Raw genomic sequence first — 19,122 nt, 5'->3', positions numbered from 1 at the left:
TTTACTTATTGTGTTGATTGATAATAACGATGGTATTAATAGCTCTCACATCATTGAAAGTGGGGGAATATTTACATATGATTGAAAATGATAATTATTTTCAAGTGTGATGTTTATGTATTTTCTTATTAGCTTGCTCGTATTTTTTTTACTGTATATCAGGACAAAGCCGAATTCGTGGTGCTCGGGAATTCATATTGTGAGCCACATTTTCATGGTTATATTTTGTCCAACGATTTATGTCATTCAATATTCAATCGTCACGTTTTTCTCGTCACCAATATTGATTAAGTTGTCATCACGTTCAGGTGTATACAACATTCTTATTGCTTTTCTTCCATTATTGATTGCAACCGGTAGTTTGGCGTTTAGCTGAGCGTTTTCATCTATCTTCTTTTTTAAAACGACTACACTTATACGGAATAAGATATCAATTTCATATAATTAATCGATATTGCGGCGTTAGGACATGTGTCACATTTCTGTGACTACTAGTAAGTTTTACTTACTTTGCTCATTAGTGCGCCATTTATCGATTGTTTAATGAGTTGATACTTAGTCTAATCGTCTAAAGGTGTGCAGTATGCCGCACTAAATCATTTAAAAACTATCTAAAAAGGTTAATGGGAAACGTAGGCCATTAGCGGAGGTCAGATGAGTACGCAAACCGTGCCGCAGAACGCGATTGTAAATGCTGTCAAAGGTGAAGTCTTGGTTTTAGGTCTGGATGGAAAAGTCAGGTCTATAAAAGCGGGGGATGAGTTAATATCTGGCGAAGTGATCATTACTGAAAATAACGCTTCTCTTGATGTACAGATACATAATGAGCTGTATCTGATTGATGCTAATTGTGTCGCGTGCCTTCCAGAACCTTCTTTTGAACAACCAGAAACCTTGTTGCAATCTCCAGTTAATGGCCAGGTTACTTTCGATCCAACAGCTATCGAAGGTGCTAACTTTGACGCTAATGATGTCGCGGCTATCCAACAGGCCATTTTAGATGGTGCTGACCCGACTGCTATTTTGGAAGCAACGGCTGCTGGTGCTGGCGCTGAAGGCTCAGCCAATGCTGGCTATGTGACCGTTGAATATAATAATCCGGAAGTACTTGCCTCCACCTTTTTTGAGACGTCAGCGACTCGTAGCGGTGTAGAAGAACGCGATGAAGCTGATGATTTGGATGTCACTATTTTTGCCGATGGCGGACAATCACTGCAATCTAGCGTAACAGAAGGCTCAATTTCTCTATCAAGCTATCCGCAAACCATTTCTTCTAGTGTGCTGGTTGAAGCAGGGGATCTCGCACTTGATACCGCTTCATTTGTACCCGAAACGTCTTCTTTAGAGTCTTTGTTAACTGAGCTTAACAGTGATATTACCTCTGGTGGTCAGCCAGTGGCGTTCGTTTATGACGAAGCGAAAAATGCCATTATCGGCACTCAAGAAGGTAACGAAGTGCTTCGTATAGAGATCGAAGCGACATCTTTAGGCCGTGATTTAGAGTTAGAGGTCGTCACCACGATTAGCCAGGGCATTGACCATGTCGCTTCTGTTGCTGATGGTCAAGTTTCCATCTCCGGTGATCAAATCAATATCGCTTTTGACATTACAGGCGCAGATATTGGTGGTAACAGTATTCAAGCACCTATCGATTTCACGACAACCGTTATTGATGGCGATGATCCGGCGCCGCAAAACGTTACTTTCGAAAACGTTGAATCTTCTTCTACTCCGATTACTGGCACCTTTGTTGATATTGGTAGTGATCAATTGGCAACGGTCACGTTTAATCAAGAAGGGCTTAGTCAGTTCGATGGCCTACTGAGTGATAATCAGGCGACAGAAGCGGTACTCTCTGAAGACGGCAGTACTATCACCTTGTACATTGCTGGCTCGAATGAAACCGTCTTAACCATCAGTCTGAACACCGATGGCACCTACCAATTTGAGCAATTTAAGCCGTTAGAACAAACAAACGGTGAAGATACGATTGAGCTCTCTTTGCCAACCACAATCGTCGATTTCGACCAAGATACGGCAAGCAACACCTTTACGTTAACCATCCTTGATGGCGATAATCCAGTGATTGAAAACGTGACGGGATTGTCTTTAGACGAAGCGGGTGTTGACCAAGGTTCACAGGAAGGCGCGGTAGTAACAAGTGGCACTGGGTCGATCACGACAGCGGTCGGTAGTGACATCATTGACCATTATGAGTTGGAACCTACAGAGTTTAATGTTGGTGGAGAACTCCAATCTCAAGGGCAGGTTGTTCAACTAGAATTAGCGTCCGAGAGTAACGGCGTGCGTACTTACGAGGGCTTCATCGAGCTGGATGGCGTGCGTATTACCGTATTTGATGTGGCGATTGATGCCCCTGCATTGGGCGAATACCAATTCAACTTGTATGAACAACTCGACCATACGGGTGCTAACGATGACTCGCTCACTTTCTCACTGCCAGTTTATGCGGTAGATGCGGATGGCGACCGCTCCTCGATTACTGAAGGTTCGAACACACCAGAAGCGGCGCAAATTGTCATTCAAGTTCAAGATGACGTTCCTACGATTGATGGCGTTGATGCACTAGCCGTCGACGAAGATGATTTATCAAGCATTGGCTCCGATCAAAGCGATTCTGTGCTCGCGCAAGGCAGTTTCACAACGACTCAGGGCTCAGACCGTGTTGTAAGTTATCAATTAGAGAGCGGCACTGATCCACTCAATGGGTTGGAATCACAGGGTCGATCTATCTCTCTGACGGAAACTGTCAACTCAGATGGCAGCTTTACCTATTCTGCAACGGCAGAAGGGGACGCTATCTTCACCTTACAAGTGAACTCTGACGGTTCTTATTCATTTACTCTTGAAGGTCCAATCGATCATGCTGTGGGTAGCGATAGCCTAACCTTGGATTTCACGATTGTTGCAACGGACTTTGACGGTGACACCAGTTCACTTGTTCTACCGGTAACCATTACTGATGATGTGCCAACCATTAACGACGTTGTTGCTCTTGCCGTCGATGAAGATGACTTAAGTTCGGTAGGCTCTGACCAATCACAGCCAACGCTGGTTGAAGGCCAGTTCACGACAACTCAGGGCTCTGATGGCGTTGTACAGTATCAGCTGGATGTAAACGCTGATCCTTTAAATGGCCTGCAATCTCAAGGTCAAACCGTCTCCATTGCCGAAACTCAAAATGCAGACGGCAGTTACACTTATAGCGCAACGGCAAATGGCAGTGCAGTCTTCACACTTATTTTGAATACCGACGGCTCGTACAGTTTTGAGCTGCAAGGTCCAATCGACCATGCGGCAAATAGCGACAGTTTAACTCTTGATTTTAGCGTTATTGCTACCGATTTCGATGGTGACACAAGCCAAATCGTATTGCCTGTTACCATCGTGGATGATAAGCCAACCATTACCGACGTCGATGCGATTACCGTTGATGAAGATGACTTAGGCACGATTGGGTCAGATCAGACTGACCCGATTTCAATCGATGGCAACTTCACCTCCACACAAGGCTCGGACCGAGTAGTGAGCTATCAGCTCGATGCTTCTTCGACACCAGTTGACGGCCTCACATCACAAGGCGTGGTAGTCACGCTAACTGAAACCGCAAACGGCGATGGAAGCTTTACTTACGAGGCGACAGCGGGTACTGAAGCGGTCTTTACGCTTACAGTGAACACTGATGGCTCTTATAACTTCACGCTTGAAGGGCCAATTGACCATGCAGTAGATAGCGATGAGTTGACACTGAACTTCCCAATCATCGCGACCGACTTTGATGGCGACACCACAAATGCCACGATCCCTGTGACGATCGTGGACGATAAGCCAGTTATTACTGACGTGGATGCCATTACGGTTGATGAAGATGATCTAGCGTCAATCGGTTCAGACCAAAGCAATCCAATTTCTATTGATGGTAACTTCACCACCACACAAGGTTCAGACCGAGTGGTGAGCTACCAACTCGATGGCACATCAACACCAGTTGACGGTTTAACATCGCAAGGCGTGGCTGTCACATTAACTGAAACTGCAAACGGTGACGGCAGTTTCACCTACGAAGCAACAGCGGGCTCTGAAGCGGTCTTTACGCTAACAGTGAATACGGATGGCACTTATAACTTCACGCTAGAAGGGCCAATTGATCACGCGGTTGATAGTGATGAGCTGACACTGAACTTCCCAACTATTGCAACCGACTTTGATGGCGACACTGTCACTGAAACCATTCCAGTTACGATTGTTGATGATGTACCGACCATCACAGCGGTGGATGCGTTAAGTGTCGATGAAGATGACCTTACCGGTATGGGCTCCGACCCTGGCGGCGATCTGTTCGTTGAAGGTGCGTTTACCACTACTCAAGGCTCTGACCGAGTGGTGAGCTATCAACTGGATTCAACGGCTGATCCTGTTGCGGGGCTGACCTCTCAGGGTGAGGCGATTACCTTGGTGGAAACCGCCAATGGTGACGGCAGCTTTACCTATGTGGCGACCGCTGACGGCAATCCAGTCTTCACGTTGAATGTAGCAACAGATGGTACGTACGACTTTACGCTGCAAGGCCCGATTGACCATGCAGCAAACAGCGACAGCCTGACGATTGATTTCCCTATTATTGCCACCGATTTTGATGGTGATACGACCACGGCAACCATTCCAGTCACAATTACGGATGATGCACCAATCATCGATAATGTTGTGCCTCTGGCTGTAGACGAAGATGATTTATCAGGCATTGGTTCAGACCAAACTGACGCTGTGTTTGTTGAAGGCGCGTTTACGACCACTCAAGGTTCAGACCGTGTGGTGAGCTACCAACTTGATTCAACGGCTGATCCTGTTTCAGGTTTAACTTCTCAAGGTGAGCCTGTTACTTTGGTAGAGACTGCGAATGCCGATGGCAGCTTTACTTACGTGGCTACCGCGGATGGCAATCCTGTCTTCACCATGAATGTGAATGCTGACGGTACATATGACTTCCGTCTGGAAGGGCCAATCGATCACGCGTTAAACAGCGATGAGCTAGTACTGAACTTCCCAATCATTGCAACAGACTTTGATGGCGATACGACGACCGCGACCATTCCAGTCACGATTACTGATGACGTTCCAACCATTAATAACGTTGTTCCACTGACAGTAGACGAAGATGATCTCGCTACAATTGGCTCAGACCAAAACGATGACGCGTTTATGTCGGGCTCTTTCAGCACAACTGAAGGCTCAGACAGCGTTGTTAAATACCAGCTTGATGCAACGGCAGATCCAGTAGCAGGGTTGACCTCTCATGGTGAGCCTGTCGTGCTTGCAGAGACAGCAAATGGTGATGGCAGCTTTACTTACACTGCCACAGCAAATGGCAATGACGTATTTGAATTGGTGGTGAAGCCAGACGGCAGCTACACCTTTACTCTGCAGGGCCCACTAGACCATGCGGTGAATAGCGACAGCCTGCAAATCGACTTCCCGATTATCGCAACAGACTTTGATGGCGATACGTCGACTGAAACACTACCTGTCACCATCGTTGATGATAAACCAACCATCACTGATGTAGACGCAATCCGTGTGGATGAAGATGACCTAGCGACGATTGGCTCTGATGGCTCAGATCCAATTTCAATCGATGGCAACTTCACTACAACGCAAGGCTCTGATGGGGTAGTGAGCTACCAATTGGATGCGGCTGCAACGCCAGTTGATGGCCTAACATCGCAAGGTGTGGCAGTGATGCTGACGGAAACTGCAAACAGCGACGGTAGCTACACTTATGAAGCAACTGCGGGAACCGATGCTGTCTTCACGCTGACCGTTAATACGGATGGTTCATACAACTTCATGCTTCAAGGTCCAATCGACCATGCGACCAACAGTGATGAGCTGACGCTGAACTTCCCAATCATCGCGACGGATTTTGATGGTGATACCACCACAGAAACGATCCCAGTCACCATCGTGGATGATAAGCCAACCATTACCGATGTCGATGCGATTACCGTTGATGAAGATGACTTAGGCACGATTGGCTCAGATCAAACTGACCCGATTTCTATTGATGGTAACTTCACCACCACACAAGGCTCGGACCGAGTAGTGAGCTATCAGCTCGATGCTTCTGCAACACCAGTGGCTGGACTCACATCACAAGGCGTGGCAGTCACGCTAACTGAAACCGCAAACGGCGATGGCAGCTTTACCTATCAAGCAACAGCAGGCACCGAGTCGGTCTTTACACTGACAGTGAACACTGATGGCTCTTATAACTTCACGCTAGAAGGGCCAATTGATCATGCTGTTGATAGTGATGAGTTAACGCTCAACTTCCCAATCATCGCGACCGACTTTGATGGTGACACCACAAATGCCACTATCCCGGTCACCATCGTGGACGATAAGCCAGTTATTACTGACGTAGATGCCATTACGGTTGATGAAGATGATCTCGCGTCAATCGGTTCAGACCAAAGCAATCCAATTTCTATTGATGGTAACTTCACCACCACACAAGGTTCAGACCGAGTGGTGAGCTACCAGTTAGATGGCTCATCAAAACCAGTTGACGGTTTAACATCGCAAGGTGTGGTGGTCACATTAACTGAAACTGTAAACGGTGATGGCAGCTTTACCTACGAAGCAACCGCGGGCTCTGAAGCGGTCTTTACGCTGACAGTGAATACTGATGGATCTTACAACTTCACGCTAGAAGGGCCGATTGATCACGCCGTGGATAGTGACGAGTTGACACTTAACTTCCCAATTATCGCAACCGACTTTGATGGCGACACCGTTACTGAAACCATTCCAGTCACGATTGTTGATGATGTACCGACCATTACAGCGGTGGATGCGTTGAGTGTCGATGAAGACGATCTTAGCGGTGTGGGCTCAGACCCAGGCGGCGATCTGTTCGTTGAAGGCGCGTTTACGACCACACAAGGCTCTGACCGAGTGGTGAGCTACCAACTGGATTCAACAGCAGATCCTGTTGCGGGGCTAACGTCTCAGGGTGAGGCGATTACCTTGGTGGAAACCGCGAATGGTGACGGCAGTTTTACCTATGTGGCCACCGCTGACGGCAATCCTGTCTTCACGTTGAATGTCGCAACAGATGGTACGTACGACTTTACGCTGCAAGGCCCGATTGACCATGCCGCCAACAGCGACAGCCTGACGATTGATTTCCCAATTATTGCCACCGACTTTGATGGTGATACGACTTCGGCGACCATTCCAGTCACGATCACGGATGATGCACCAATCATCGATAATGTTGTGCCTCTGGCTGTGGATGAAGACGACCTCGCATCTATCGGCTCAGACCAAACTGACGCTGTGTTTGTTGAAGGCTCGTTCACGACTACTCAAGGTTCAGACCGAGTGGTGAGCTACCAACTTGATTCAACGGCTGATCCTGTTTCAGGTTTAACTTCTCAAGGTGAGCCTGTTACTTTGGTAGAGACTGCGAATGTCGATGGCAGCTTTACTTACGTGGCTACCGCGGATGGCAATCCTGTCTTCACCATGAACGTGAATGCAGACGGCACATACAACTTCCGTCTAGAAGGGCCGGTTGATCATGCGTTAAACAGCGATGAATTAGTTCTAAACTTCCCAATCATTGCAACAGATTTTGATGGCGATACGACGACCGCGACCATTCCCGTCACGATTACTGATGACGTTCCAACCATTGACAACGTTGTTCCACTCACGGTGGACGAAGATGATCTCGCAACAATTGGCTCAGACCAAAACGATGATGCGTTCATGTCGGGTTCTTTCAGCACAACTGAAGGCTCGGACAGTGTTGTTAAATACCAGCTTGATGCAACAGTAGATCCAGTAGCAGGGTTGACCTCTCATGGTGAGCCTGTCGTACTTGCTGAGACAACAAATGGTGATGGCAGCTTTACTTACACAGCCACAGCAGATGGCAATGCCGTATTTGAATTGGTGGTGAAGCCAGATGGCAGCTACACCTTTACTCTGCAAGGCCCACTAGACCATGCGGTGAATAGCGACAGCCTACAAATCGATTTCCCTATTATCGCGACAGATTTTGATGGCGATACCTCAACAGAAACATTGCCTGTCACCATCGTTGACGATAAACCAACCATCACTGACGTAGACGCGATCCGCGTGGATGAAGATGACTTAGCGACGGTTGGCTCTGACGGCTCAGATCCAATTTCAATCGATGGCAACTTCACTACAACGCAAGGCTCTGATGGGGTAGTAAGATACCAATTGGATGCTGCTGCAACGCCAGTTGATGGTCTAACATCACAAGGTGTGGCAGTGACGCTGACTGAAACCGCAAACGGCGACGGTAGCTACACCTATGAAGCAACTGCGGGAACCGATGCTGTCTTCACGCTGACCGTTAATACGGATGGCTCATACAACTTCACGCTCCAAGGTCCAATCGACCATGCGACAGACAGTGATGAGTTAACACTGAACTTCCCAATCATCGCAACGGATTTTGATGGTGATACCACCACAGAAACGATCCCAGTCACCATCGTGGATGATAAACCGACCATTACCGATGTTGATGCGATTACCGTTGATGAAGATGACTTAGGCACGATTGGCTCAGACCAAACTGACCCGATTTCAATCGATGGCAACTTTACCACCACACAAGGCTCGGACCGAGTGGTGAGTTATCAGCTTGACGCTTCTGCAACACCAGTAGCTGGCCTTACATCACAAGGTGTGGCCGTCACGCTGACTGAAATCGCAAATGGCGACGGTAGCTTTACTTACGAGGCGACGGCGGGGAGTGAAGCGGTCTTTACGCTGACGGTGAATACCGATGGTAGCTATCAGTTTACGCTTGAAGGGCCAATCGACCATGCTGTTGATAGCGATGAGCTGACACTCAATTTCCCAATTATTGCGACAGACTTTGATGGCGACACGTCAGTTGAGACAATTCCTGTCAAGATTGTTGATGACAAGCCGACGCTTGGTGGCATCGAAGCAACAAGTGTGCAAACGGTTGACGAGGACGATATCCCAATAGTTGGATCTGATGGTACGCAGTCGAACAGCATTGCCGGTAACTTCATCGCGACTGATGGCTCTGATGGCATTGTAGAGTATGGTGTTTCTGACCTAACGACGCCAGTACAAGGCCTGACCTCTGGTGGTCAATCACTGGTCATGGTTGAAGTCTCAAACGCAGGTGGCGTTTCAGTTTACGAAGCTCGTATTGATGGCACGACGACACCAGTATTCCGTGTGACCCTTGATGCTTCTGATGATAGCTACACGTTCGATTTGCTTGCTCCTCTCGATCATCCAAATGCTGATGGCCAAAATGAACTGGTCATCAATTTGCCGATAAACGCGACTGACTTTGATGGAGACGTGTCGAACAACATCACCTTACCAATTATGGTTGTGGATGATGTTCCGACCATTGATGGTTTACTAGCAGGCAGCGAACAAACCGTTGATGAAGATGACTTACCAGCAGGCACTGATGCTGCAAGTACAGAAGATACTGTTATTTCAGGTACTTTTGATATCACCGAAGGTGCTGACCAAGTTGCTTCTATTCAGCTGAGTGACCTGACCACGCCTGTTGCTTCTCTGACTTCAGATGGTGATGCTATCACCTTAGTTTTGTCTTCTAGTGCAAACGGCGTGAACGTATACCAAGGTGTCTCTGGCAATCCTGCTGAAGTGGTGTTCGAACTGACGTTGGATGCAACGAACAATTCCTACGAGTTCGATTTACAGAAGCCGCTTGATCACCCAGATGGTAATCATCAAAACGAGATCATTATTAACCTCCCTGTGACCGCGACAGATAATGATGGTGATACTTCTCCAGCCTTCACATTGCCAATTACCGTTGTGGACGATGTTCCAGTTGTTACCAATATTGAAAGTCTACGTGTCGACGAAGATGACTTACCTCTTGGTTCTGATAGCACTAAAGAGCCGTTAACGGTATCAGGTGAATTCGAAGTCACTAGCGCAGATGGTATTGATTCTTTCGAATTAGATCTGAGCTCAAATCCTATCCCGAATCTGAAATCGGGTGGAGAAGTGGTAACACTTTCTCAAGACGTTGGTGCTTCAACTGCTGACGCGCTTGTTTACGTGGGACAAACTCCGGGTGGAGTGACTGTCTTCACGTTGACACTTCATCAAGATGGTAAATACGACTTTGAGTTATCTGGTCAGTTAGATCACGCGGTTAACTCTGATGAGATTTTGTTGAATCTACCTGTGAAGATTACAGATGGCGACAACGATACCATCACTGCGACCTTGCCAGTGACTGTCGTAGATGACAAGCCAACCATTGATGCTATTAGCTCTGGTAGTACCTTGTCTGTGGATGAGGATGATATTCCAAGCCAAGGTTCAGACGATACGCCAGAATCCAATATCATTGGCGGCAACTTTGACGTTACCGATGGTGCTGATTCTATCGTTAGCTTCCAGTTGGATAGCTTGACGTCACCTGTATCAGGACTTACCTCAGGCGGTCAGCCGCTTGAATTGGTTGAGTTTTCAAATTCAAACGGTGTGATTGAGTACCGAGCTTATGTACAAGGTACGACGGATACCGTCTTTAAACTGACGCTAAATGGTTCAGTAGACAGTTATGAATTTGAACTGTTGGGTGCACTTGATCATCCTGCGGGTAACGATGAAAACTCGTTAGTCATCAACTTCCCAGTCAATGCGACCGATTTTGACGGCGATGTGTCCAATAACATCACCTTGCCGATCACTGTGGTGGACGATGTTCCAGCGATTGTGAAAGTGACAGACTCTAGCCAACAAACCGTTGATGAAGATGATCTTGCTGGTGGCTCAGACACGACAAGTGGCGATTCAACGGTATTAACTGGTGGATTTGAAGTCGTTGATGGCGCGGATGAGATAGTCAGCTACCAAGTTTCTGACCTCAATGCGGTTGTGTCTGGCTTAACTTCAAACGGCAACAGCATCGAGTTGAATGTGGTGAGCTCGGTTGGTGGTGTAACCAGTTACCAAGCGGTCATTGCTGGCACCTCAACTAAGATCTTCACGCTGTCTCTTGATGCGAATAACGACAGTTACCAATTTGAACTATTGGGACCCATCGACCATGACGCTGTTCAAGGTGAAAACAACCTTGTCATTGATATCCCAATTACAGTGACAGATTTTGATGGTGATACGTCATCATCATTGAACCTTCCAATCACCATTGTTGATGACATTCCTGAAATTACATCAGCAGATGCTTTGGCTGTTGACGAGGATGACCTCGCTAATGGCTCTCAGGCAACCAACAAAGACAGCCTAGAAGCAACGGGCAATTTCGATACGGTGGAGGGGGCAGATACCGTTGTCTCTTACCAGTTGGATCTTACTTCTAACCCGATCCCAGGAGTAACTTCCGGTGGGTTAGCGGTGACACTTGTTCAAACTGCAGTAAGCAACAACAACTACACTTATCAAGGGCAGACTCCGGATGGAAACTCAGTATTCACGCTAGTTTTGAACGCTGACGGCTCTTACAAGTTTACGCTTGAGGGTGTGCTAGACCACTCAATCCAAGGCGAAGATACACTTATACTTGATCTCCCAGTCTTCGCGACCGATGTTGATGGCGATACGGCTGATATCAACTTACCAGTGACGATCACCGATGATGTTCCAACCTTGTACGATGCATCTATTTCGCGTGTTGAGGGACAAGGCAGCCGCACGGTTCACTTATTCCAAGACCCTGTAGAAGGTGATGACGATCTTGGTGCTGACGGCGCACAAGTGACTTCATTTTCGGCTGATGATTCAGGCATTTACTTTAAGCAAAACGGTGTTGATTCTGATTCTGTCGATTTGAACGGCAGCGACCAAGTCGTATTTGTTCACAAGGTTCTTGACGGAGTGGATACTGAAATAGGTCGTTTGGTTGTTCGAACTGATGGCAGTGTGTCATTCCGTCCGAATGACGATCTTGACCATACAGAAACCGACTCGATTGATTTCACCATCAACGTTGTTGCAACCGATGGTGATGGCGATATCGCAGATGCCGATGTGGATATCTCGATAAGAGACCGCAATGCACAAATTGACACGTCTACCGTTATTGCGTTCGAGGACCAAGGGCGTGATGGTGTCGTTGTGGGCGTTGACTCTGCAAATACGCAGGACAACTTGTCGACGCTGGATGTGACACCGGCGAAAGTCGATTTGGTTATCGATTTGCATGATATCGATCGTAACGAAAGCTTAGGTGATATCACTATTCGAGATGCTGATACTCACAACGGTACGTTCTACTACCGAGACGGCAGTGGCAACTACATTGAATTAACATCTGTGGGCAATACGGTTGTTCTCGACGCATCAAATGTCGAGCAGTCATTCAATGGTGAGCTTGTCTCGTTAGATAACTTGTACTTCGTACCAGATCGTCATACATCAACCGATGCTTCTGGTATCGATCCTCGTATCCGTGTGGAAATTCTTAATAATGGTACGCCAGATCATACGATTAATGGTCGTTTAGACATTGAAGTTGCTGCCGTTGCAGATATTGCGACTTGGACGACGAGCAGCGAGTTTAACTATTCTGTCGATGAAGACGGAAACAACGTCGCACTTAATATCACGGCGGAAACTCAGGATACTAGTAATCCTGAAGATATAGTGTACGAGCTCGTCTTTACACAAGGGGAAGGTAACGCAGAGTTAGTCTATTCGGATGGTAGTGCGATTCCACAAACTGGTGGTGTTTATCTCGTAGATGCCAGCCGAATTGGTGACGTTCAAATTGACCCAATCGATAATTTCTCGGGCGAAATCAAGATTGATGTAACCGCGATTACAACAGAAAACAACAATCCGTTATCAGGGAAGGAAACGGCACGTTCAGAGACAGAAACTATCATCATTGATGTTAACCCAATCGCGGACCCAGGTAGTTTTACGGTCAACCGAATCAATGTCTTTGAGGATAACGCTCGAACTCAAGATACCGTCAATCCTGTCACGGATCATGATCCACTTCAGTTAAGTGAAGTGATTACCATGAAGCCGTCTGCGGATTTAGATGGTTCTGAAGCACTATTTGTGCGTATTTCTGACTTCTCAATTGATGGCGTTACGTTAGTGTGGCTTGATTCAGCAAACCCAAGCCAAATCGTAGAAGTAACCGATTCAAGCGGCAATGTACTCTATTACGAAGTGCCAGAATCTGAGTTAGCCAAGGTCGAAGTGCTTCCTCCGTTGCACAGCAATGATGACTTTACTTTCAACGTTGAAGGTATCGTCAAAGACACGGCATCCTTATCTAATGGGGTTGCCGAAGATATTTTGTCACTAGGCAGCAAAACAGTGATCGTCGGTGTGAAAGGCGTAGCTGACATACCATTTATTGAGCTGAATGATAAATCAGGGATCTGGCATGAGTTTAATGACGGCAATGTAAGAGGTATTGAGACTAATATCGATGAGAATGGTCAAGTAGAGTTGGGCTTTAGTGTCATCTCTGGCGAGTTACCAGATAACCCGAATGACCACTCAGAGTCGGTTACGGTTCTGCTGTCCAATATTCCGGCAGGTGTCGAGGTATTTGATAGCGATGGTGCATCCGTCGATCTGACCTTTGTAGGCTATGACGCGCAAAATCAGCCAATCTATGAAGCCAATATCACCACGGCGAATATTAATTCTGGAATTGTTATTAAACCGGAAGCGTCATCGACGGAGAACATTCATATTACAGCAACGACGATCGTCACAGAGAATGATGGTCACAGTCGAACCTCATCGGGTGAGATCCGAATTATTGTCGCTCCTGTCATTGATGCGCAAGATAACTACACGGTTCAATCAGAAGGTGATGAAGATACACGCTTTAATATTGATTGGAAGCCAACGTTGGCTCAAAGCCCTGATACAGACGAGTTCTTTAGTGATGTGACGATTTCTGGATTTCCTCCAGGCAGCACAGTTTATGTCGATGGCGTAGCACAAACATTGGTTTCTGGAACATTAACACTTTCGCCACTAGCGAACGAGTCGGAGCAAGACTTCTCTGCTCGAATCTCTCAAAGTGGTTATGTCCAGGTGCAATTAGAGCAAGACTCCAGTACTGACTTTGATTTGAATACTACGGTGACGGTGAAAGAGATAGACCACGAATATGTCGATGCTTCTAATCCAGGACAGGGAATTGCAGAAAAAACCATCAATGGCATGGTGCATGTCCAAGTCAATCCAATCGTTGAGCCAGAAAATACAACAGGATCGCTAGACGCCCAGACACGTTTGCTTGTTACTGAAAGCACTGGCGTTGTCACTGACATCGTGAAGTCAGACGGTCAAGGGAACATTGATTTTACGATCAATACTTCAACGGGTGGGGAGTCTGGTGCGAATATCATCAAATACCAAGAGTTTGACGCCTCTTCAGATGAAGTGGTGACTCAGCTTGTTGTTCAGTTCCACAATGTCGACCCTGAGATTCTCAATCAATTGGTCATTGTTGGTGCATTGAACGAAGGCGGCGGTCGATGGACAGTCATTGACGAAGAAAACTTCTCGATTAAAGCGCCTTCCGGTCTTGATTTAACGCCAAACGACGACAGCGATGATGGTGACAACGGCGGTCTATCTCAAATTGGGTTAACCATCTATGCCGAGGTCAACGATTTAGGTGAAGATGCCGTTGAAAAAGACGCAACAGTAGTAAGAGAAACTGACGTGACACTTGAGTTTCCGACGGTTCTCACGCCGCAAACAAGTGTTGCAGCTGAAATTAAGGTGGCTGATGACGTCCAAATTGAAGCATCGGAAGATAATGCGATCGACCTTGGCACTCAATTGACGTCGAAAGTCGATGCGATTAATGCGGATGGTGTGGAAGATGTTTTGACAGTTGTTATTGATCCATCCGCTCCCGGTATTCCTCCAGGCTTGGTGATAACAGGCACTGATATCGATTTTGTCAATGGTAAATACGTTTTCCAAGCAGATATTGATGCTAGTGGCAATATCACAGGTTTGGACGGTTTAACGATGCACTTGGCGGAAGATTACGCTGGTGATTTTGAATTGCCTGTGAGGTTTGTCACCAAAGACACAGAGTCTGGCGACGAAAAAGAAAACAACGTGCGAATTCCAGTTCAGGTTTTACCGATTGCAGATGTTCCGAGTTCGGCGGGTGATCAGCCACTAGATGGTGATGTTACACCAAATGTGACAGTGGATATCACAGGTACTCTCGGTTTAGACGCGAACAAACAACCCGTTGATGACCTAAATAACGATGTACCAACGGCGGATGGTGTGGGTTATGAAGATGGTTTAATCCAACTTAATCTGAATGTCGATTTTGCCGACCGTTATAACAATATCCAAGGTGGTCAGGAAACGCTAACGAACATCAAGTTAGAGCTCGATGACACAACACTGGGGGAGTTTGTTGACGCAAATGGCAATAGCTTAGGGACAAGTATTGAGTTTAATGAAGCAGAGATTTTAGCGGGTGCGCTTGATAATGTTCTGTTTAGGCCGAAAGAAAATTATCCCGTAGGTGGGGGACAAAACACCGTCAAGATTAATATCGAAGGAGAGATCACGGACGAGGCTGTATTTGATCAGTCTATCCTAAATAACCCTGGCGATAATATCGACATAAGAACTTTTACTGATGACGTGACATTCGAAGTTACGCCAGTGGTGGACGATATTACGATTACAGGTGCCGATCCTACGAAGCCAATTACCGTGGTTGGTGACGAAGATACTTTAATTTCGTTGAATCAATCAGGCTCTGGGGTTTCGATCAGCTTAAACGATAATGATGTCTCTGAAAGTTTCGTTTCACTCAAGTTAACAGGGATCCCTGATGATTTTGTCGTGCAATCCAATTCCTCTGATTATGTTGTTAAGAACAACGGCGGAGGAGAATGGAGTATTCAGCTAAAAGACCTTACTCAGACATCCGTTGATTTGAGTGACATCCAAATCAAACCGCCGAAAAACTTCAGTGGCGAGGCAGAGATTGGCATTACCGTGTTCATCCAAGAAGAATTGTTACAAGTACCAACTGAGCGAACTAATAACTTTACGCTGGTTGTGAATCCTATTGGCGATGATGTTGATGTGAATCCTGATACTTCAGCTGCGGGGAATGAGGGAGAAGATATTGTTATCAACGTCAATGCGTTGGTGGTTGATAACAAAGAGTCCATCGGAGATGGCGCAACCTACCAGGAAAATGATCCAGAGACGCTGAGAGTTGAGATTTCAAATGTCCCTGATGGGGCGAGTGTTTCATTACCTGATGGAACGGTGTTTACTGATCAAGGAAATGGCGTCTTCGTATTAGAAATCGATGCTCAAGATTTGGATCAAGTGGTCTTTAATTCTGGTGATCGAAACGATAACTCATGGGGAGGGTCACTGCATTTCAAAGTGCAAGCCGTTGATACCGGGCTCGATGGTCGCCAAAGTTTAGGTTCAGCCGAGGAGTTTGACGTAGCTGTTGATGTTGAAGCGGTGAATGATCGACCGGACTTCGTGAATGTCATTGACGTTGAAACACCAGAAGACAACGCTATCCTGCTGGATACATTTGGTATTTCGGATGTGGATGCGGTACTTGATGATCCTACCGCAGAGTATGTCTTGAATATTGCTGTCGATAGCGGTTACTTGGCGCTCGAACCATCGATTATTGCCAATTACGGATTGACGATTTCTGGAGACGGCACGGGTTCAATTGAACTGAAAGGAACCGTATCTGACCTTAACGCCGCTATCGCTGATGGTTTAGTAGAGTTTAATCCAGCGCTTAACTTCTTTGGTAACGTCAATGTCGATATCACTGTTGATGACCAAGGCAACGAAGGTATCGTGATTAGCGGTGTCGATGAAACACTCAATTCAAATAGTAGCCAATTTGTAATTGAAGTCACAGAGGTGAATGATGCGCCAACAACATCGGAAGTGACGTTGACAAGTATTGATGAAGACAGCGGCGCTGTTATTGTTACCGCAGCAGACTTGCTGGTTAATGCGGTTGATATTGAGTCGGACAATTTAACCGTTAGCAATGTTACGCTTGTCGACCCTGCAGCAGGGACGCTTACTCAACTGAGCTCAACGGAGTGGAGCTTTGAACCTGCTCCTGATTTTTACGGGGATGTAAGCTTTAATTACGATATTACGGATGATGGCATGACCAATGGAGTCTCGGATCCGAAGACCGTCAGTGGCTCAGCCGTGATGACAGTGCAGGCGATTAACGATGCTCCGGAGATTGATGGCTCAATGGTCACAAATACGATTATGGAGTCATCGGATCAAAAAATCTCAGGTATCGAAATTACCGATGTTGATTTTGCAGGTATTCATGAGAATGAAATCATGACGGTGTCACTCAGCATCGATGAGGGTAATATAAGTGTCGTTATCCCGGCTGGGAGTGGCATTACTCAAGGCGTTGGTTTAGCGGGTGAAACTGTACTGATGGGGACCTTGTCTCAGCTTAATAGTCTTTTCGCTTCGACGGATCCGGATGTCGGTGTATTTATTGATGCCAGTGACGTGAACAGCAATTCTATTGCGCTTACCGTTACCGCTGATGACAACGGTATCTTCTATGACAACTTAACGGGTACCTCATTACAAACATCAGAAACTTTTGATATTAACGTAACGCCTGTCGCTGACGTACCAAACTTGGCCATTGATCAGAACTTTAGTTACATTCAAAGAATTAGTGCGAGTCAAAGTGCAAGCCGTCAAGGCATCGCGCTGGTGGGTATTATGGCGGCGTTGACCGATGTCGATGAAGTACTAGCCTTAGAGCTCACTGGCGTGCCAAGAGGAGCCACTATCACGAGTGAAGCTACAGCATCGAATATCAGCTTTGATGGTACAACATGGACTGTTCCAGAAGATGAAATTGATACGCTACACATCAATAATGCGATCCCGGGAGATTACGATATTACATTGACTGCGGTTTCTACTGCATCAAATGGTGATCAAGCGTATTCAACGCCATTAGATATTAATCTAAACGTTACGCTAAATAATCAAGATATTGATCAGTCCGCTGAAAGTGAAGACAGCTATCTTATTGGTAGTGATGCAGGCATTACTTTAGCAGCAGGTACGGGAGATGATTATATCCTAGGAGGAGATGGAGACGACGTGCTTATCGGTGGACTAGGCTCTGATATTCTGACTGGTGGTGCGGGTAGCGATATCTTTAAATGGACAGAAGACACGGTGGATAATGGTGCGATTGACACCATCACTGACTTTAGCGTTAATGAGGACACCATTGACCTCAAAGACGTGATCGCTGATTTGAATGATCCAACGGCAGGTATTGATGATTTACTTGCGCACATTCAAGCCGATTACGACGCATCAACAGAAAATGTTTCTCTGAACATTACGACGGATGCAAATGTCCAGCAAACCATTGTTGTGGAAAACTTAGGTACATCGATAGACTTCAACGGTCTTAGCTCCAATGAGATTGTAGAGTCATTGCTGAATCACGGTGTTATTGATAACGGATAAATCTGGATTCAACATAAAACGGGCGGCTTTAACAAGGCGTCCGTTTTTATTGGGAGTTATTGATTTTTATCGAGACTTATTGAATCGAAATAGCACAACATTAGATAGCAAAAGAGGGCTTGTTACGGATTTGTAGTGACAGGTCGGAACTAAGAAGTTTTAGACGTGAATATCGAGTAAGCTGCCAATGACTTCATTGTTTTTCTCAATGACGGACGCACCCACTCGGTTGTAACCTGCAGCTTGCGTAAGGTTGATGAGTGATTCAACTTTTTGAGAAGGGAGGCTAGGAGTTGAAGCGGTTATTGCGACATCTGCCACTTTAGCCAAATCGATGTTGTGAGAAGAGATCTCTTCTTTCACTTTACCTAAATTATCATTAATACCATGCGCGGCTTTTTCAGCCATCTGCTGTGACATCTGAAGAATTTGGTGCCCAGATTGAATTCCTGATACAGGCATATCACCACTCCCAATACTATGCTAATGAGAGCATAGGTGGAGTTTATAAAACGTTCA

Annotated in this window: 2 protein-coding genes; one reads left to right on the top strand and one right to left on the bottom strand. The window is 46.3% G+C overall.

Annotation, left to right across the window (positions count from 1 at the left end):
* Positions 1–654 precede the first annotated feature (654 nt).
* Positions 655–18,603, top strand: a complete 17,949-nt coding sequence (locus OO778_RS17725) for a retention module-containing protein (RefSeq protein ID WP_264912295.1) — start codon at positions 655–657, stop codon at positions 18,601–18,603.
* A 159-nt stretch (positions 18,604–18,762) separates the two neighbouring features.
* Here the strand turns inward: OO778_RS17725 and OO778_RS17720 are convergent, their stop codons facing one another.
* Entirely contained in the window at positions 18,763–19,065 is a 303-nt protein-coding gene (locus OO778_RS17720) for a hypothetical protein (RefSeq protein ID WP_074190579.1), read from the bottom strand.
* Between the last annotated feature and the right edge of the window lie 57 nt (positions 19,066–19,122).

The sequence above is a fragment of the Vibrio sp. STUT-A16 genome, assembly GCF_026000495.1.
In the GTDB taxonomy this organism is placed as follows: domain Bacteria; phylum Pseudomonadota; class Gammaproteobacteria; order Enterobacterales; family Vibrionaceae; genus Vibrio; species Vibrio diabolicus.
Note: the sequence above shows the minus strand (reverse complement) of the source record. Positions and strands in the feature narration are given on the sequence as shown.

Coding starts and splice junctions, on each gene's coding strand:
- OO778_RS17725 (WP_264912295.1), top strand. CDS start 655: ATGAGTACGCAAACCGTGCCGCAGAACGCGATTGTAAATGCTGTCAAA.
- OO778_RS17720 (WP_074190579.1), bottom strand. CDS start 19,065: ATGCCTGTATCAGGAATTCAATCTGGGCACCAAATTCTTCAGATGTCA.